The organism is Nocardia puris (assembly GCF_036051655.1).
Classification (GTDB): domain Bacteria; phylum Actinomycetota; class Actinomycetes; order Mycobacteriales; family Mycobacteriaceae; genus Nocardia; species Nocardia puris.
The window spans coordinates 6,379,338-6,395,842 of sequence record NZ_CP107943.1; the positions used below are offsets into that span (position 1 = coordinate 6,379,338).

Genomic DNA, 16,505 nt, shown 5'->3' on the forward strand with positions numbered 1-16,505 from the left:
ACCTCAGCAATCAGAATTCTCCCAGTTCAGAGCACCCTTTCTCGTTCGGACACGCGATCCTCAGTCACCTCCGATGAAGCCCGGGGCTAGAACCCAGATTCTCGCCCCGGGCCACGTGAGTCGGGTACCTACTTCACGTTGATGACGGTGTCCGGGATCGGGTCGGTGTAGAGGGACGCGATCTCGGCGGCGTACTTGGCGTCGATCGGCTTGCGCTTGAGCGACATCTTCGGGGTGAGTTCGTCGCCACCCGGCTCCCAGAGGGTGCCGAGCACGGTGAAGCGCTTGATCTGCTCGACGCGCGAGAGTTTCCGGTTGCCCGCCTGCACGGCGGCCGTGACCTCGTCGAGGATCTCCTTGCGGGTGGACAGCGCCGCGAGATCGTCGGCGGGAGCGTCGATCTCCTTGGCGCGGACCGCCGCGATATCGGGGTCGAGGACGATGAGCGCCGCGATGTAGGGCTTGGCGTCGCCGATCGCGACGACCTGGCCGACGAGCGAGGACGCCGCCTTGACCGCGTTCTCGATATTGCTGGGCGAGATGTTCTTGCCCGACTCGTTGATGATCAGTTCCTTCTTGCGGTCCACGATCCGGACGTAACCGTCGGGGTCGATGGTGGCGACGTCGCCGGTGTGCAGCCAGCCGTCGTCGTCGATCGCCTCCTTGGTCTTGTCGGGTTGCGACCGGTAGCCGGGGGTGACGATCGCGCCGCGGATCAGCAGTTCGCCGTCCTCGGCGAGGCGGATCTCCGCGCCGTCGACGACGCGGCCGACCGAGCCGGGGCGCGGCTTGTCGAGTTCGGTGTAGGTGCCGACGCCGGTGGTCTCGGACATGCCCCACACCTCGGTGATGGTGAAGCCGAGGCCGAGGAAGTACTCCAGGGTCTCCGGCGGGATGGCGGCCGCGCCCGACGCGGCGACCTTCAGCTCGTCGAGGCCGAGCGCGTGGCGCAGCTTGGACAGCACGAGGGTGTCGGCGAGCTTGTACTGCACGCCGAGCACCGCGCCGCGTCCCTTGCCCGCCAGATCGGCGCGCGCGGCGGCGACGCCGGTGCCGATCGCCCACTGGGCCAGCGACTTCTTGACCGGGCTCGGCTCGGTGGCGAGCTTGGCGTCGATACCGGCCTTGATCTTCTGCCACACGCGCGGCACGCCGAAGAACGTGGTGGGCCGGGCGTCGGGCAGTGCGGCGGCGACCTCGCGGGGATCGGTGACGGTGGTGATCTGGATGCCGGTGAGCAGGCTCATGGCGTGCGCGGAGATGCGGTCGGCGACGTGCGCGGCGGGCAGGTAGGACACCGCGCGATCGTCGAATCCGACCCGCAGCGGGCCGTTGACCAGCGCGATGATCTGCGCCAGCACGTTGCGGTGGGTGATCTCGACGCCCTTGGACGGGCCGGTGGTGCCCGAGGTGTAGATCAGGGTGGCCAGATCGCCGGATTCGACGGCCCGCCAGGCGGCGGTGAAGTCGAAATCGGCGGCCGGGTTGGCCTCCACCTCGGCGAGGGTGAGGGCGCCGGTGGCCGGGCCGTCGACCACGATCACGTGCTCGAGCTCGACGCCCGCGCCGGTGATGATGGGCAGGAACAGGCTCTCGGTGACGACGACCTTGTTCTCGGCGTTGGTGAACAGGTGCCGGATCTGTTCGGGGGAGCTGGTGTTGTAGACGGAGAACGGCGTGGCGCCCAGGTGCAGCGCGGCGGTGTCGACCAGATTGAACTCGGGCCGGTTGGTGAGCATGATGCCCACGGTGTCACCGCGTTTCAGGCCCAGGGCCGCGAGTCCGGCGGCGATGACTTCGACCCGCTGACCGTATTCGCGCCAGGTGATCTCCGTGGTGCCGCCCACGGTGCGCAGCGCGACCTGGTCGGGCCGCAAGGTGATGGTCTCCTGGAACGCCTCGGGAACGGTGTAGACCGTTTTGCCTGATTCGTGCGCGAAACCGATATCTGTTGTGCTCATAATCCCTGTTCCCGGTGCTTCTGTCGTGAACCGACCCCGTGCGCTCGGCCCCTGCAATGCCGACGCGATGCGAGAGATGCTATGTCATTCTCTCGCCACGCGGCGCGTCTTCGAGTGGCGCGGCTCACTTATCGTAGCGATTCGGGCGCGGATGTGGCGGCGGTTACCGGAGGCGCCGGCGTTTGCGTGGTTCCTCGGCCGGTTCCGACCAGCCCGAGTCGTCGGGCAGGACGGGCATCACCAGGGTGCTCTCGGGGGAGGCGAGCGTGGGGGCCCACGGCCCGGCGTCGGCGGCGAACCAGTGCTTGCGGTGCTGGCGTTTGGCGTCGAGATAGCTTCGGGCCCTGGCACTCCGGGCCCGCGTGGCCAACGGCAGGACGACCACGTGGATGCCTGCGGCGCGCACGGCCTCGGCCTTCTCGGGGTTGTTGGTGAGCAGGCGGATCCGTGTCAGCCCCAACTGCACCAGCTGCGTGACGCCGGGCCCGTAGTCGCGGGAGTCCGCGGGCAGGCCGAGCTGGGCGTAGCTGGTGAACGTGTCGTCGCCGGTGAGTTCGGAGGCGCGCAGGCCGCGCGCCTTCGCGGTGAGACCCGCTCCGCGCCCCTCTTGTTCGAGATAGAGCAGCACGCCGGCGCCCTCGTTCTGGATCTGGTCCATGGCCAGGTCCAGCTCCGGACCGCAGTCGCAGTCGTCGGAGGCCAGCGCGTCGCCGTAGAGACAGCGGGAGTGGATCCGCACCAGGCAACCGTCCGCGATCTCACCGAACACCAACAGGGTGCCGCTGTCGCGTCCGGCGTGGAATTCGTGCACCCGCACGGTCATCTCCCGGCCTTTGCGCGTCAGCTGGTGCTCGGTCTCGTCGAGACCGCGCGCGGAGAGGGTCACATGTGCCTCCATGCAGTGGGTTTCGGGTGGGGGTGCGGCGGTGCTCAGGAGTTCTGCGGGCCCGTCGCGGTATATCGTGCGATGCGGTCGATTTCGGCCGCGGTCGGCATGGTGTCGGCGACTTCGCCGAAGGACTGGGTGGCGGCCATGGCCGCGGTCGCCCATTCGAAGTCGGCGCGGTCGGCGGCGCGTCCGTTGACGACGAGGCGGTAGGCCAGGGCCGCCATGAACGCCGCGTGCGCGCCGGGGGAGCTGTCCAGCTGCGCCGCGACGGAGCGCGGCAGATGCAGGGTGGAGTCGTCCTCGGCGACGACGTGACACTCGAATCCGTCGACGACGCAGACGTTGTCGACGCCCATGGCCCGCAGCCGGCGGGTGATCTCGCCGACCGACGGCAACTCCACCGTGCCCGGTTCGGCGAACAACCCGGCCAGCTGCGCGCGCGAACCGATCATGTAGTCCACCAACGGAAAGTACTTGTAGAGGTACTGCGGATGGGCCATCGGCGGGGTGGGGTGCACCAGCAACCACGGCGGGTCCGTGGCGCCTTGGATCATGCGCAGCATGTGCTCGAGGACGCCGACGGGCGGCTCGAAAGTCACGAGCAGAGCGTCGGATTCGGTGATCGCCTCCCGGGCTCCCGGCTTGTTCAGGTCCTCCCGGGTGAGCCGCACGGTGTCGTTGGCGCTGCCGATGGTCAGGCTGTTGCCGCTGTCGTCGACGATCACGCAGGCCACGGGCGTCGACTCGGCGGGCACGATCTTCACCAGTTCGATGTCGACGTGCTCGCGGGTGAGGTAGCGGCCGATGCTCTTGCCCGGCAGGTCGTCGCCGACGGCGGCGAGCAGGCGCACGTCGAGCCCGAGACGGGCGGCGGCGACGGCGCGGTTGAGTCCCTTGCCACCGATGTGGTCGCCGAACAGGCCCCTGCTGGGCGAGGACTTCCCCGGCAGCCGGTCCACCCGGTAGAAGTGGTCGATCACGGCGTCGCCGAGCACGGTGGCCGCGCCGATGTCGCCGCGCGGCCGGGCCGAAGCGTCTGTCGGCGAGACGGTGTCGTGCGCGCCCGGTGCGAAGGCGGATTCGCTGGCGAGCAGGGTGGCCAGGGCGCCGAGCGCGCGCCGTTCCAGGGTGCTGCGCAGCGACCGCACCGTCGGTGAGGGCGGAATCCTGGTGGCGCCCGCGCCGCGGTGCAAGGCCTCCCACTGTTCGGACAGGTAGGTCCGCCGCTGTCCGAGGTCGGCGGCATAGAGGCGGTCCGGATCGATGCCGGGGGGCGGTGCGCCGCGCAGCAGTCCGAGGGACAGCGCCGCGTCGGCGATGAGCCGGTCGCTGAGGTCGAGTTGGGCGGCGAGGTCGGAGACGACGGCGAGCACCGCCTCCTCGGCCGTGACGCCGTCGCGGTAAGCGCGGCGATGGACGACGGGCAGCCCGACCAGCGGCCCCACGTCGATCTCGGTGGAGCGCAACCGTTCCGCACCGCCCGCGAGTCCGGAGTGCTTGCCGAGCCGCGCGAGGATGCCGCGCAGGGCAGGGGCGGAGTCCTGCGACACCATAGGCGCGATCCACTCCTCGGCGGCTGAGGGGGACGGTCCCGAGGAGGGGTCGATCCCCGATCGTGGGCAACGGCATCTGTGCTTGTGACGGCGCGATCCGCCGGACGACGCTCACAATAGGCCGCCCGAGCGGGTTTAGCCACGCGAATCGCGGTGAATTCCGTAGTTGTGACGGCAATTGACGTTGCAATTCGGCAACTGCCGAAATTCTGGTAGCGATCGGGCCGTCACAGCGGTGACACTGAAATCGGGCGACCCGATCGCCCGCACCAGGAACTCGGAGGGACTGGTGATGAGAGTGGTTCTCGTCCGGCGACGCATCCGCCGGCACCGACGGCAGCGCCCCGAGACCGAGCGCGAGCCGAATGCCGGGCGTGCGGGGCGGCCGATCCGCTGATCGGCGCACCCGGCGCTCGCCGACGGACCGGATGACCGGTACCGGCACCCGATACGGCCGAATCCCCTGGCGGAACGGCCCTTTCCGGAACCACCCGGACGGCGGCACTGCCGTCGTCGCAGCGGATGTCCGAACAGGAGGCATTCGTGACCATGTTCGTCACCGACTGGAACATCACCAGCGACCTCACCGATCACACGGCGCATCGCGTCGCGGAGAAGTGGCCGAATTCGTGGCGGCTGAGCTGGCTGCCCGACCGTCTGCTCACCCGTGAGCAGGCCCTGGCGGGGATGGATCTCGCCGAGATCATCAGCACCCGCACCCACCGGCTGGATCAGACGGCGCAGTTGCGCGCGGTCCACCTGGCCGGACAACTCGGTATCCCCTTCGAGCAGATCATGCTCGGGCTGTAAGCACCCGGAGGCAGCCATGGCCATCACCACCACCGACTGGTTCATGATCAGCGACCTGACGCCCGAATCGGCCTATCGCGAACGCGGGCCCGGTGAGCGGGTGTGGCGGTTGAGCTGGTTACCCGGCCGCCTGCTCACCTGCGAGGAGGCCCTGGCGGGCATGGAGCTGGACGAGAAGCTCAGCGATCCCGGCCTGGTGCACGACCGGGTCGCGATGGCCGAGGCCGCGGTGCGCGCCGACCGGCTCGGCATCCTGGTCGAGCAGGCGATCGTGTGGCTGTACAAGCGGATGCTCGAGCGCGACGGGCGGGGTGTGGCGTCGCCGCAGCCGCGGACGGCGCTCGGGTGCGAGCACCATTCGCGGCGGTTGATCTGCGACGAACCGCACGTCTACGGGTGAGTCGATCCGGGCGCACCAGCCCTGCGCCCCAAGGGATTTCAGGTCCTGGCGACGTTCTCCGCACCGACCGCCTCGGCGATCGAGGTGTAGCCGTACTCGCGCAGCAGCCGGGCCAGGCCGCGGTGGATCTTGCCGGTCCAGAACGGGCCGCCGTAGATGAAGCCGGTGTAGCCCTGCAGGAGGGTGGCGCCGGCGAGGATGCGTTCGAAGGCCTGTTCGGGGGTTTCGATCCCGCCGACGGAGATCAGCACCAGGCGGTCGCCGACGCGCCGGTAGAGGCGGCGCAGCACCTCGAGGGAGCGGGCGGCGACCGGGGGACCGGACAGTCCGCCCGCGCCCATGGCGGCCACCTCGGCGGCGTCGGTGCGCAGACCGTCGCGGCGGATGGTGGTGTTGGTGGCGACGATGCCCGCCAGGCCCAGTTCCACGGCGAGGTCGGCGACGGCGTCGATGTCGTCGTCGGACAGGTCGGGGGCGATCTTCACCAGCACCGGCACCTCGACGGTGTCGAGCACGGCACGCAGCAGGGGGCGCAGCGATTCGACGGCCTGCAGGTCGCGCAGGCCGGGGGTGTTGGGGGAGCTGACGTTGACCACGACGAAATCGGCGAGCGGCCCGAGCAGGGCGGCGCTGGTGGCGTAGTCGGAGGCGGCGTCGGCCGGTTCCACGACCTTGGTCTTGCCGATATTGGCGCCGATCGGCACGGTGGAGCGCCGGGCGCGCAGTTGGGCGGCGGCGGCCGCGGCGCCGTGGTTGTTGAAGCCCATGCGGTTGATGAGCGCGCGGTCGGCGGGCAGCCGGAACAGGCGCGGGGCCGGGTTGCCGGGCTGGGCCTGGGCGGTGACGGTGCCGATCTCGGCGAATCCGAACCCGAACGGTCCCCACACGTCGGCGCCGTCGGCGTTCTTGTCGAATCCGGCGGCCAGCCCGAGCGGGGCCGGGAACTCCACGCCGAAGGCGGTGTTGCGCAGGATCGGGTCCTCGGCGGCCAGCTTGTTCAGCGCCCACCGGGCGGGGGCGAAGCGGGCGGCCAGGCGCATGGCGGTGAAGGCCCAGTGGTGGATTCGTTCCGGCGGCACCAGGAACATCAGGCGCAGCAGCAGTGCGTACATCGGTCGCGTCACATCCCCGGTTCGGGCTGGGGTAGTAGGGCGTGCTTGCGGCGGCGCAGCAGGACTTTGCGGCTGCCGTCGGTGTAGGCGCGCACGCGCGACAGTTCCCACCCGCCGAATTCGGCCTGGATGGCCAGGCGCATGGACGCGGTCACGCGGGTGACGTCCTTGGGCAGCCGCAGCGGTATGTACTCGTAGTCGTCACCGCTGGTCTCCCAGCCGGCCGGTAACGCCGCGCGGGAACTCTTCTGCGCCATCACTGCCCTCTCTTCAGCTGGTCCGCGGGAATCCGCTGCACACCGTCCCCGGTCGCGGATCCCACGAACAGGTCCCCGGTGCGCTCGTCGACGGTCACCGCATCGGGCTGCCGGACGGTGGGATGGCGTCCCACTTCCTCCGGTATACCCGCCGACAGATCGAATCCGACCACCTCGTTGCTCTGCGTGCACGTGACCCACACGGTCTCGGACCGCGGGTCGTAGGCCAGTGCGTAAGGCGACGATCCTACCGGGAAACGCTGGCGCAGGACGAGCGGTCCGGTCGTGTAGACGAGCAGTTCGCCGCCCGCGGTGTCGGTGACGAGCACGCGGCCGAAGTGATCGGAGATCATGTTCGTGGCGCCGTCGCCCGCGCGCAGGGCCAGGCCGAGGGAGTCCTTGGCGGGGTCGATCTCGGTGATCGAGGTCTGGCGGCGGTCCAGCACGGCGATTCGGTCGGCGGTGAGCGCGACCACGTCGGCGGAGACGAGACCGCCTACGGTGTCGAGGGTTTCGCCGGTGGCCGAGACGAGGCGGACCTTGCCGTCGGCGGTGCCGAGGACGTAGCTGCCGTCGTCGCGGCGGCGCACGGTGCGGACGTCGCCGTCGGCGGGGATCTCGGTGGCTTCGGCGCGGGCGACGTCGACGCGGACGATGCGTTGCGGTGTGGCGACGAGGATTTCGCCGGGCGCGCCCTGGGCCAGGCTCGCGCCGGGGCCGGGCAGGGTGACGGTGCGGGCGTCGGCGGGTGCGGCCGGATCGATGAGCGTGAGCGTGGTGTCGGTGAGGGCGGCGAGTCGTCCCGTTTCGGATTCGGCGAGCAGCGCGCGCACCGGAACGGCGACGCCCAGCACCTCGCCCGCGGGGGCGGCGGCCGGTGCGGGCGCGACGGCCGCGACGGCGGGTTCGCGGGTCGCGACGTTCGGGACGTCGTCGTCGGCACCGCATCCGGACAGCAGCGCCGCGACGGTCACACCCACCAGCGCCGAGATCACCGAGCCCCGAGGGCGCACCACCGAACTCCTTCTCTGACGGGTCAACGCGACCCCACCATCTGACCATGACCGTCCCTCGCCCCGGCCGACCGGGGTGGCGGCGACGCCGGAACGTCACCGTTGGGGGTTACGGTGTACAGGAAGACGTCCAACGCAGGGAGTTCCGGTTGAAAGCCGACCATCCATCGGGGTTTGCCATCGACGACATCACCGTTGGTCCGTTCGCTCACGGATTCGGCACCACCGCCGACGGCAGGCCGTACGCGTTCCGCACCGTCCGCTCCACCCTGACGCTGGAGATCTACCGCGCCGACCTGGACACCGACGTGCCGGGCCCCGAGGACGTGGTCGCGGTGGCGGAGGTGCGCGTCACCGATGTGGATCTCGACGACGAGCGCAGCGTGGTGGCGCTGGTGCGCGACATGATCCCCGACGCGGTGCCGGTGGAATCGGCGGCCGACCGGGATGTCACGACGGTGCGGGCGCTGCTGGGGCGGATCAGTTCCGCGCTGGACGGCATGTAGGTGGTATGTAGGTAGTGATGCATTCCACACGAATTTCGCGAATCGCGCTCGGCGCCGCGACCTGCCTGGCCGTCGTCGCGGTGGCCGCGTGTAGTTCGGGCCCCGACGACGCCGAGGTCGAGGCGGCCCGTTCCAAGGCGCTGGCCGAGCTGTCGTCCTCGGCGGCGGCCACGTCGAGCGAGATCGTGAATCGCCCGCTGCCCACCGCCGCCGAACTGGACGCGCAGATCAAGCGGGCGCTGGACCCGGCGCTGCCCGACAGCGAGCGCACCGCGCTCATCGAGGACGGCGAGGCGTTCAAAGACGCCATCCCCGACATGTACCGGGCGCTGCAGGACAATCCGCGCGCCGTCTACGGGGTGACCGATCCGGTGTTCGACAACCGCGACGGCACGCTCACCGCCACCATGCGGCTGGACAAGGACGGTTCGGGCACCGCGGTGCGCACCACGGTGGTGCACTTCATCTACCTGGACGGCCGCTGGAAGATCTCGCGCACCGATCTGTGCGGCATCCTGCGCTCGGCCGACTATCGCACCCCCGCGTGCGGGTGATCGCGGTCGATGCTGCATTCCGGTTCCCTGCGGTGGGGACGGTTCGTCTACCGGCACCGCTATCTCGTGCTCGGCGTGTTCGTGTTCGCCGTGCTGCTGTCGGGCTGGTACGGCCGCGATCTGATGGACCGGCTCTCCCAGGAGGGCTGGTTCCACGAGACCAGTGAGTCGGTGGTGGCGTCCGAACTGGCCGACGCCACCTTCGGGCGCGACACCGACAGCGACCTGATCCTGCTCTACACCGCCCCCGACGGGCACACCGTGGACGATCCGCAGGTGCGGGACGCGGTCACCGGGCAGCTCGCCGACCTGCTGGAACGCTATCCGGATCGCATTCTCAAGATCGACAGCTACTGGGACAGCCCGTTCACCGCGAACGCGGCCGACGCCGAGAAGAAGCACGCCTTCGCCAGCGTCGGCCTGCAGGGCGACGGCGGCACGGTGACCGTCGAGAACTACCTCGCGATCAAGGACGCGCTGGGCGCGGGTGCCGAGGGCGGGGGTCCGGGCGGCACGACGGTCCAGCTGGCCGGGTTGCAGCCGATCGTCGAGGGCATCAACACCGGCATGCAGGACGACATCCACCGGGCGGAGCTGATCGCGCTGCCGATCGTGGCGGTGCTGCTGTATTTCGTGTTCGGCGGGGTGATCGGCGCGTTGCTGCCGGTGCTGATCGGCGGGATGACGATCCTCGGCACCCAGGGCATGTTGCGCGAGCTCACCGACCACATCGAGGTGAACGTCTTCGCCAACGCGGTGATGACGCTGGTCTCACTGGGTTTGGCGATCGACTACGGCCTGTTCACGGTGACCCGGTTCCGGGAGGAGCTGGCCGCGGGCCGCGACGTGGAGGACGCGGTGGCGCGCACAGTGGCCACGGCGGGCCGCACCGTGTTGTTCTCCGCGACGATCATCGCGGTGAGCCTCGGCGCGCTGTTCATCTTCCCGAACGGCGTGCTGCGCTCGGTGCCCTACGGCGGGATCAGTTCGGTGATGCTGGCGGCGTTGCTGTCGGTGACGGCGCTGCCCGCCGCGCTGGCGATCGTGGGGCGGCGGATCGACTTCTTGGGCTGGAAGCGCTTCTCCCGCACCAAGACCGAGGAACAGATCGACGCGGGCTTCTTCTCCCGGCTGGCGCTGTTCGCGATGCGGCGGCCGCTGCTGGTGGCGGTGCCGATCGTGCTGGCGCTGCTGGCGCTGGCGATTCCCATGCGCCACATCGAGTTCGGCGGGATCAGCGAGAAGTATCTGGCGAGCGACAGTCCGGCGCGGGTGGCGCAGGAGGATTTCGACGCGCTGTTCCCGAGTTTCCGTACCGAGCCGTTGAAACTTGTTGTGGTGGGCGCGGATTCGCAGCAGCTCGGCGACATCCGGCACGAGGCGAACCAGGTGCCGGGGCTCACCGGGCGATTCGAGCCCGCGTCGGCGACCAAGGACGGCGTGAACGTGCTCAGCGCCGGGCTGGTCGACAAACGCGACGCCGACGACGTGATCGCCGCGCTGCGCGCCATTCCGGAACCGCCGGGGGTGCGGGTGATGGTGGCGGGGGTGCCGGCGCTCGAGCGCGACAGCATCAACGGGCTGCTCGCGGGATTGCCGCTGCTGCTGGCGATTCTGATCGGCACGGCGCTGATCGTGATGATCGTGGCGTTCCGGTCGGTGGTGCTGGCGGTGAAGGCCGTGGTGATGAGCGCGCTGAGCCTGTTGTCGACGCTGGGCATCCTGACCTGGATCTTCGTGCAGGGGCACGGGTCGGAGATCTTCCAATTCACGCCCGGCCCTTTGATGTTCGCGGTGCTGGCGCTGATCGTGACCGTGGTGTTCGGGCTCTCCACCGACTACGAGGTGTTCCTGCTCTCCCGGGTGGCGGAGGCGCGCGCGGCGGGGGCGGACGCGCCGGAGGCGATCCGGTACGGCATCGCCCACACCGGCGGCGTCATCACCTCGGCCGCGGCGATCCTGATCGTGGTGACGGGCGCGTTCGGGTTCTCGGATCTGGTGCTGATGAAATACATCGCCTACGGCATGATCGCGGCGCTGATCATCGACGCGACGGTCATCCGGATGCTGCTCACGCCCGCGGTGCTGAAGCTCGTGTGGAGGTGAGGGCGTGCGGCGCGCGGTGACCGGGGCGAACCTGGGATTGATGTTCCTGCTGGAGCTCGGCGTGGTGATCGGCGCGGGGTATTGGGGTTTCACGCTGTCGGCGGGCTGGCCGGTGCGGATCGCGGCCGGGGTGCTCACGCCCCTGCTGTTCGTGCTGATGTGGGCGTTGTTCGGCGCGGCCTCCGACGCCCGTTTCCGGTTGGCGGGGTGGTGGCGCGTCGCGCTCGAGGTGATCTGGTTCGGCGGCGGGGCGCTGCTGTGGGCCGAGGCGGTGTCGCCGGCGGCGGGGGTGGTGTTCTTCGCGCTGTGGGTGGTGAACGCTCTGGTGCGGGTGTTGTGGCAGGGCGGGTTGCTGGTCGACGTGGCGGGGCGCGCCTGACCGTGCCGTCGGGCATGATCGAGACGCCGGTCTCGTTGCGCGATCGGCTCGTTCCGAGAGGAGAGGTCGTGACGCTCACCGCCTCAGCGTTTCTGGCCGAGTTGGCGCCGGTGGTCGCTGGCCACGAGGACCGGCTGCCGATGGGGAAGATCTTCGCGCTCGCCAAGACGTACACGGCGATGCCGGTGGACCAGGTCGCACTGCTGCTGGACGAGGACGCCCACGCGGCGCGCGTGGGCGCGGTCAGCATCATGGACTTCCGGGCGCGGCAGCGCGGCACCTCCGAGGACGAGCGCCGGGCGCTGTTCGAGCTGTACCTCGACCGGCACGACCGGATCGACACCTGGGACCTGGTCGACCGCGCCGCGCCGCACGTGGTCGGGCGCTACCTCGCGGACCGTCCGCGCACCCCGCTCTACGAGCTCGCCGCCTCACCGGACCCGTGGCGCCGCCGCACCGCCATCACCGCCACCTGGTACTTCATCAAGTCCGGTGACGTGTCGGACACGTTCGCCCTGGCCGACCTGCTCGCCGACGATCCCGACGAGTACGTGCAGAAAGCGGTCGGCGGCTGGGTGCGCGAGGCGGGCAAACACGACCTCGACGGCCTGCGCGCCTTCCTCGACCGCCACGCCGCCACCATGCCACGCACAGCCCTGCGCTACGCCGTCGAGCACCTCGACCCCGACGAGCGCACGCACTACCTCGAGGCACGCCAGCGCTGACCCTTTGTATGAGGCGACTGATGATCGACGGGGCTGTAAGGCGATCACCGTGCCGGAGGAGTTGCCGACCGAGGAACAGCGGGCGGAGTTCGCGGCCTTCCCGGACCTTGCGGAAGCGGCGTTGAAGTAAGACCGGAAGTCCCTGCGCCCCAACGGTTTTCAGCGGCGGACCGGCAGCACCAATTGCGCGCCCGTCACCGGGTGGTCGAGGACTTCGACCGGATGCTGGTAGACGCGGGTGAGCAAGTCGGTGGTGAGCACCTTGCGAGGTGAGCCGTCGGCGGCGAGGCGGCCTTCGTCGAGGACGGCGACGCGGTCGGCGTAGGCGGCGGCCAAGCCGAGGTCGTGCAGGACCACGACGACCGCCGCGCCAGCGGTGGCGCGCTCGGCGGCCAGGCGCAGCACCGATTCCTGGTGGCCGAGGTCGAGGGCGGCGGTGGGTTCGTCGAGCAGCAGGGTGGCGGTGTCCTGGGCCAGGACGCGGGCCAGGGCGACGCGGGCACGTTCACCGCCGGAGAGGGTGGGGAAGGAGCGGGCGGCCAGGTGGGTGACGTCGGCGAGCGCCATGGCTTTCCCGACGAGTTCGTCGTCGCGGTCGCCGCGCTCGGTCCGCGCCCAGGGCGCGCGCCCCATGGCGACGACTTCGCGGGCGGTGAACGGGAATCCGACGGTGTGGCTCTGCGGGAGCACGGCCCGCCTGCGCGCCATGTCGAGGGTGCTCCAGTGCGCGAGGTCGCGTCCGTCGAGTTCCACCACCCCCTCGCTGAGCGGGACCTCCCCGGCGAGGGCGGCCAGCAGCGTGGACTTGCCCGCCCCGTTGGGCCCGACCAGCGCGACGACTTCACCGGCTGCCACATGGAAGTCGATGCCGTCCAGCACCTTCCGCGCCCCGGACCGCACCACGCTCACACTCCGCGCACGCAACGTCTCGGTGCCGCGTTCGGGCCGCACCGGCAGCTCGTGCGCGCGCCCGAGCATCGACTCCAACCCCTGCCGCAACCCGCTCACACCGTCTTTCATCCCCACCCTCCCGCTCGGGCGCGCGTGCGGCGCAGCATCCAGAAGAAGAACGGCCCGCCGATGAGGGAGGTGAGCATGCCGAGGGGGAGGTCGGCGTTGTCGACGAGGGAGCGGGCGGCGACGTCGGCGGCGAGCAGCACGACCGCGCCCACGATGGCGCTGAGCGGGATGAGCACCCGGTGGCCGGGGCCGACGATCATGCGCACCAGGTGCGGGACGATGAGGCCGACGAACAGGATGATGCCGGTGAACGCGACCCCGGCGGTGGTGAGCACGGCCACGATGACGATGACGTTGCGCCGCAACCGTTCCACGTCGACGCCGAGGTGGCGGGCCGCCGATTCGCCCAGCGCCAGCAGGTCCAGCCGCGGCGAGACCAGCACGGCCGCCGCCACCCCGAGCGCGGCCAGCGAGGCGACCACGCCGACGGCGTCCCAGGTGGCGCCGTTGAGACTGCCCAGCTGCCAGAACACGATCTGGTCGCGCGCGGCGGGGGAGGCGACGAACAGCAGGAACGCGATCAACCCACCCGCGAACGCGTTGATCGCGACACCCGTCAGCACCAGCGTCACCACCTCGGTGCGCCCGTTGGACCGCGCCAGCACATACACCAGTGCCGTGGTGATCAACCCGGCGACGAACGCGGCGGCCGCCACCGACCAGGCCGCGACGAACGCGCCACCGACCACGATCACCGTGCCCGCCCCGACGGCCGCCCCGGCCGACACCCCGATCACACCGGGTTCGGCGAGCGGGTTGGCGAACACTCCCTGCAACAATGCACCCGCTGTCGCGAGCGCGGCCCCGACCAGCATCGCCAGGATGACGCGCGGGAACCGCACCTCCCACAGCGTCACCTCCCCGGCGGGGTGGGCGGGCAGCGACCCCCAGTCGAGCCCGATCTTGTGGAACACGCTGCCCGCGACCTCGGCGGGCGTGGTGGGCACCTGCCCGATCGCGGCGGAGGCCAGCGCGAGGATCACCAGCGCCCCGAGGGCGACGGCGAAGGTGAGCGAGACCCGGGAGCGGCTGCGCCCGCTCGGCACCGGGGTGACGACGACCGCGGGCGCGTCGGTGCGTGGCTCGGTCATGCGGTGCCGTAGACGGCCTCGCCGAGCGCCGCGATGACCCGGCCCGTGTTCGGGCCGAAGCTCAGGATCACCGCATCGGACATGTCGACCACGCGCTGGTTTCGGCCCGCCGGGGTCTGCGCGATGCCGGGCACCTTCAGCAGCCCGTCGAGGCCGCCGAGGGAGTCCAGACCGTCGGTCATGACCAGCAGCACGTCGGGTGCGGCGGTGATCATGGCTTCGCTGGTGATGGCGGTGAAGGGCTCGGTGAGCCCGGCGGCGGTGCCGGCGTCCTCGCCGCCGATCGCGGCGATCAGCGCGTCGGCGCCGGAACCGGGCCCGGCGAGCATGGTGATGGCGGCGCTGCGCAGGTAGAGGAACGCGATGCGGGGGCGTTCGCCGTGCGCGGGGACGCCGGCGGAGGCGGCGTCGATCTCGGCGCGGGTGCGCTCACCCAGCGCGCGGCCGGCGTCGGGGACGCCGAGCGCGGCGGCGACCGCCTCGATTTGGGGCACCACACCTTCCATGGTGCGTTCCGGATCGAAGTAGACGACGGTGACGCCGGCGGCGCTGAGCTGTTCGCGCACGGCGGGCGCGGCGGTGGTGGTGTCGGTGAGGAACACGGTCGGGCGCAGCGCCAGGATGGATTCGATATTGAGGGCGCCGTTGCCGCCCGCGACGTTCGGGACCTCGCGCACGGCGGGGAACGACGCCGAGGTGGAGCGGCCGACGAGGTTGTCGCCCAGGCCGAGCGCCCACACGATCTGGGCCAGGGTGCCGTAGCGGTCGGAGGCGATGATGCGGTCGGCGGAGGTGACCGTCACGTCGCCGCCGTCGAAGGAGCGCACGGTCGCGGGCAGCACCGGCGTGGGCGCGGGCCCGATCGGGACCGGGTCGAGATCGTCCACCCGCGCGGTGCTCGGGCCGTGCGGCTGCGCGGCGCCCGCGTCGTCGCCACCACCGCACGCGGTGACTCCCACACACAGGACCAGGGCGAGCGCGGCGAGCACGCAGCGCAGCACCGCGGATCGGACACCGGGGAGGATGCTCATGCAGGCAAGCCTAATAGGCGGCCCGCACGCGCGGTCGGGCTCATTCCGTGCGCGCGCTCACGTCGTCGAGGGCGGCGGCGATGGCGCGCGGCAGTTCCAGGGTCTCGGCGGCGAGCACCCCGGTGAGCTGGCCGATGTCGCGGGCCCCGACGAACATGCTCGCCACACCGGGCCGATCCCGGATCCAGGCCAGCGCCACTGCCAGCGGCGAGGTGCCCAGTCCGTCGGCGGCGGTGACCAGCGCGTCCACCACGCGGGTGGCGCGGTCGTCGAGGCGGTGGCGGATCTCGGCGGCGGTGGCCTCGTCGGCGCCGCGCGAATCGGCGGGCACACCGTTGCGGTATTTGCCGGTGAGGATGCCGCCCGCCAGCGGCGCCGACGCGACCAGGCCCACCCCGTGGTGAGACGCGGCGGGCGCGAAGTCGGCTTCGGCGCCGCGCGCCAGCAGCGAGTACGGGGTCTGCGCGGCGGTGACCGTGGTGATCGCGGCGAGGCTGGCCAGCTGCCACGGGTTGAACCCCCGCACGCCCGCGTAGCGGGTCTTGCCGGAGCGCACGGCGTGTTCTAGAGCGGCGGCGACCTCGTCGAGCGGGGTGCGCGCGTCCCACGCCGCGACGTGCCAGATGTCGAGGTGGTCGGTGCCGAGCTCGAGCAGCGTGCGGTCGAGCTGGCGCAGCAGGCTGCGCCGCGAGGTGTCGATCTCGTCGTGCGCCGGGCCGGGCACCTCGGGCGGGGCGGGGCGCGGGAAGATGCCCGAGCAGCCGCTGAGCACCAGGTCGTCGCGCGAGACCAGGTCGCCGAGCAGGTCGGCGAGGATGCGCTGGGCCGTGCCACCGGTGTAGGCGGGGGAGGTGTCGACCAGGGTGCCGCCTGCGTCGACGAACGCCTCCAGCTGCGACCGGGCGTCGTCGGGGTCGGTATGCGAACCCCAGGTATGGGTCGCCAGTCCCATCCGCGACACCCGAAGCCCGCTGCGGCCGACCGTCCGCTGTTCCATCACCGCATCCCCGCTTTCGTCACGGCGCCAAGCCTACGTTCCGGCCGTGCAGTATTGAGGCAGTGGCGCGGCCGCACAACTGAGGCGGTGGCGCGGCCGCA

At 70.9% G+C, this 16,505-nt stretch carries 17 protein-coding genes; 7 read left to right on the forward strand and 10 right to left on the reverse strand.

Going from position 1 to position 16,505, the window contains the following annotated elements:
* Positions 1-128: 128 nt before the first annotated feature.
* The 3 genes from OHB21_RS29555 to OHB21_RS29565 form a co-directional block, all read right to left on the reverse strand.
* The gene (locus OHB21_RS29555) at positions 129-1,961 is read right to left on the reverse strand and encodes an AMP-dependent synthetase/ligase (protein ID WP_067501385.1); all 1,833 of its coding nucleotides are present in this window, start codon (positions 1,959-1,961) and stop codon (positions 129-131) included.
* A 163-nt stretch (positions 1,962-2,124) separates the two neighbouring features.
* Positions 2,125-2,847, reverse strand: a complete 723-nt coding sequence (locus OHB21_RS29560; RefSeq protein WP_067501382.1) for a GTP cyclohydrolase II — start codon at positions 2,845-2,847, stop codon at positions 2,125-2,127.
* 44 nt (positions 2,848-2,891) lie between these two features.
* On the reverse strand, positions 2,892-4,403 hold the full coding sequence (locus OHB21_RS29565) for a PfkB family carbohydrate kinase (RefSeq protein ID WP_195124276.1): 1,512 nt from the start codon (positions 4,401-4,403) through the stop codon (positions 2,892-2,894).
* A 543-nt stretch (positions 4,404-4,946) separates the two neighbouring features.
* On the opposite strand from OHB21_RS29565, the gene OHB21_RS29570 reads away from it, so the two are divergent.
* Both OHB21_RS29570 and OHB21_RS29575 read left to right on the forward strand, forming a co-directional pair.
* Complete coding sequence (locus tag OHB21_RS29570; RefSeq protein WP_195124277.1) at positions 4,947-5,213, forward strand: hypothetical protein; 267 nt, start codon at positions 4,947-4,949, stop codon at positions 5,211-5,213.
* A 16-nt stretch (positions 5,214-5,229) separates the two neighbouring features.
* Positions 5,230-5,613: a hypothetical protein gene (locus OHB21_RS29575; RefSeq protein ID WP_067501376.1), complete on the forward strand. Its 384-nt coding sequence runs from the start codon at positions 5,230-5,232 to the stop codon at positions 5,611-5,613.
* Between the two features lie 38 nt (positions 5,614-5,651).
* Here OHB21_RS29575 and OHB21_RS29580 read toward each other — a convergent pair whose 3' ends face one another.
* From OHB21_RS29580 to OHB21_RS29590, 3 genes are read right to left on the reverse strand one after another with little or no spacing between them, the layout of a single operon-like run.
* Complete coding sequence (locus OHB21_RS29580; RefSeq protein WP_195124278.1) at positions 5,652-6,725, reverse strand: quinone-dependent dihydroorotate dehydrogenase; 1,074 nt, start codon at positions 6,723-6,725, stop codon at positions 5,652-5,654.
* 8 nt (positions 6,726-6,733) lie between these two features.
* A complete protein-coding gene (locus OHB21_RS29585; RefSeq protein WP_067501371.1) occupies positions 6,734-6,982 on the reverse strand; it encodes a DUF5703 family protein in 249 nt (82 codons plus the stop codon).
* The gene (locus OHB21_RS29590; RefSeq protein WP_232331569.1) at positions 6,982-7,998 is read right to left on the reverse strand and encodes a YncE family protein; all 1,017 of its coding nucleotides are present in this window, start codon (positions 7,996-7,998) and stop codon (positions 6,982-6,984) included. Before OHB21_RS29590 ends, OHB21_RS29585 begins: the two co-directional genes overlap by 1 nt.
* A gap of 146 nt (positions 7,999-8,144) precedes the next feature.
* Here OHB21_RS29590 and OHB21_RS29595 point away from each other — a divergent pair, with 146 nt between their 5' ends.
* The 5 genes from OHB21_RS29595 to OHB21_RS29615 all read left to right on the forward strand — a co-directional run bounded on the left by OHB21_RS29595 (position 8,145) and on the right by OHB21_RS29615 (position 12,265).
* Positions 8,145-8,501, forward strand: a complete 357-nt coding sequence (locus OHB21_RS29595; RefSeq protein WP_067501365.1) for a hypothetical protein — start codon at positions 8,145-8,147, stop codon at positions 8,499-8,501.
* A 17-nt stretch (positions 8,502-8,518) separates the two neighbouring features.
* Positions 8,519-9,055, forward strand: a complete 537-nt coding sequence (locus OHB21_RS29600; RefSeq protein WP_067501362.1) for a hypothetical protein — start codon at positions 8,519-8,521, stop codon at positions 9,053-9,055.
* 9 nt (positions 9,056-9,064) lie between these two features.
* Positions 9,065-11,161 carry an MMPL family transporter gene (locus OHB21_RS29605; RefSeq protein ID WP_067501359.1) on the forward strand — a complete coding sequence of 699 codons (2,097 nt, stop codon included), beginning with the start codon at positions 9,065-9,067 and terminating at the stop codon, positions 11,159-11,161.
* A 4-nt stretch (positions 11,162-11,165) separates the two neighbouring features.
* Entirely contained in the window at positions 11,166-11,540 is a 375-nt protein-coding gene (locus OHB21_RS29610) for a YrdB family protein (protein WP_324191922.1), read from the forward strand.
* A 68-nt stretch (positions 11,541-11,608) separates the two neighbouring features.
* Positions 11,609-12,265 carry a DNA alkylation repair protein gene (locus OHB21_RS29615; RefSeq protein ID WP_324191921.1) on the forward strand — a complete coding sequence of 219 codons (657 nt, stop codon included), beginning with the start codon at positions 11,609-11,611 and terminating at the stop codon, positions 12,263-12,265.
* 159 nt (positions 12,266-12,424) lie between these two features.
* Here OHB21_RS29615 and OHB21_RS29620 read toward each other — a convergent pair whose 3' ends face one another.
* The 4 genes from OHB21_RS29620 to OHB21_RS29635 are packed head-to-tail and all read right to left on the reverse strand — an operon-like array spanning position 12,425 to position 16,404.
* Positions 12,425-13,285 (reverse strand): heme ABC transporter ATP-binding protein, encoded by an 861-nt coding sequence (locus OHB21_RS29620; protein ID WP_067501353.1) that lies wholly within the window; start codon positions 13,283-13,285, stop codon positions 12,425-12,427.
* Complete coding sequence (locus OHB21_RS29625; protein ID WP_195124280.1) at positions 13,282-14,376, reverse strand: FecCD family ABC transporter permease; 1,095 nt, start codon at positions 14,374-14,376, stop codon at positions 13,282-13,284. The genes OHB21_RS29620 and OHB21_RS29625 overlap by 4 nt, the downstream gene beginning before the upstream one ends.
* Entirely contained in the window at positions 14,373-15,407 is a 1,035-nt protein-coding gene (locus OHB21_RS29630; protein WP_195124281.1) for a heme/hemin ABC transporter substrate-binding protein, read from the reverse strand. The genes OHB21_RS29625 and OHB21_RS29630 overlap by 4 nt, the downstream gene beginning before the upstream one ends.
* Before the next feature lie 40 nt (positions 15,408-15,447).
* Complete coding sequence (locus tag OHB21_RS29635) at positions 15,448-16,404, reverse strand: aldo/keto reductase (RefSeq protein WP_067501349.1); 957 nt, start codon at positions 16,402-16,404, stop codon at positions 15,448-15,450.
* Positions 16,405-16,505: the final 101 nt, after the last annotated feature.

Excerpts from the sequence above, each read along its gene's own strand:
- OHB21_RS29600 (WP_067501362.1), top strand. The coding sequence starts at position 8,519 with ATGCATTCCACACGAATTTCGCGAATCGCGCTCGGCGCCGCGACCTGC.
- OHB21_RS29630 (WP_195124281.1), bottom strand. The coding sequence starts at position 15,407 with ATGAGCATCCTCCCCGGTGTCCGATCCGCGGTGCTGCGCTGCGTGCTC.
- OHB21_RS29555 (WP_067501385.1), bottom strand. The coding sequence starts at position 1,961 with ATGAGCACAACAGATATCGGTTTCGCGCACGAATCAGGCAAAACGGTC.
- OHB21_RS29605 (WP_067501359.1), top strand. The coding sequence starts at position 9,065 with ATGCTGCATTCCGGTTCCCTGCGGTGGGGACGGTTCGTCTACCGGCAC.
- OHB21_RS29635 (WP_067501349.1), bottom strand. The coding sequence starts at position 16,404 with ATGGAACAGCGGACGGTCGGCCGCAGCGGGCTTCGGGTGTCGCGGATG.
- OHB21_RS29565 (WP_195124276.1), bottom strand. The coding sequence starts at position 4,403 with ATGGTGTCGCAGGACTCCGCCCCTGCCCTGCGCGGCATCCTCGCGCGG.
- OHB21_RS29620 (WP_067501353.1), bottom strand. The coding sequence starts at position 13,285 with ATGAAAGACGGTGTGAGCGGGTTGCGGCAGGGGTTGGAGTCGATGCTC.
- OHB21_RS29580 (WP_195124278.1), bottom strand. The coding sequence starts at position 6,725 with ATGTACGCACTGCTGCTGCGCCTGATGTTCCTGGTGCCGCCGGAACGA.
- OHB21_RS29575 (WP_067501376.1), top strand. The coding sequence starts at position 5,230 with ATGGCCATCACCACCACCGACTGGTTCATGATCAGCGACCTGACGCCC.
- OHB21_RS29585 (WP_067501371.1), bottom strand. The coding sequence starts at position 6,982 with ATGGCGCAGAAGAGTTCCCGCGCGGCGTTACCGGCCGGCTGGGAGACC.
- OHB21_RS29625 (WP_195124280.1), bottom strand. The coding sequence starts at position 14,376 with ATGACCGAGCCACGCACCGACGCGCCCGCGGTCGTCGTCACCCCGGTG.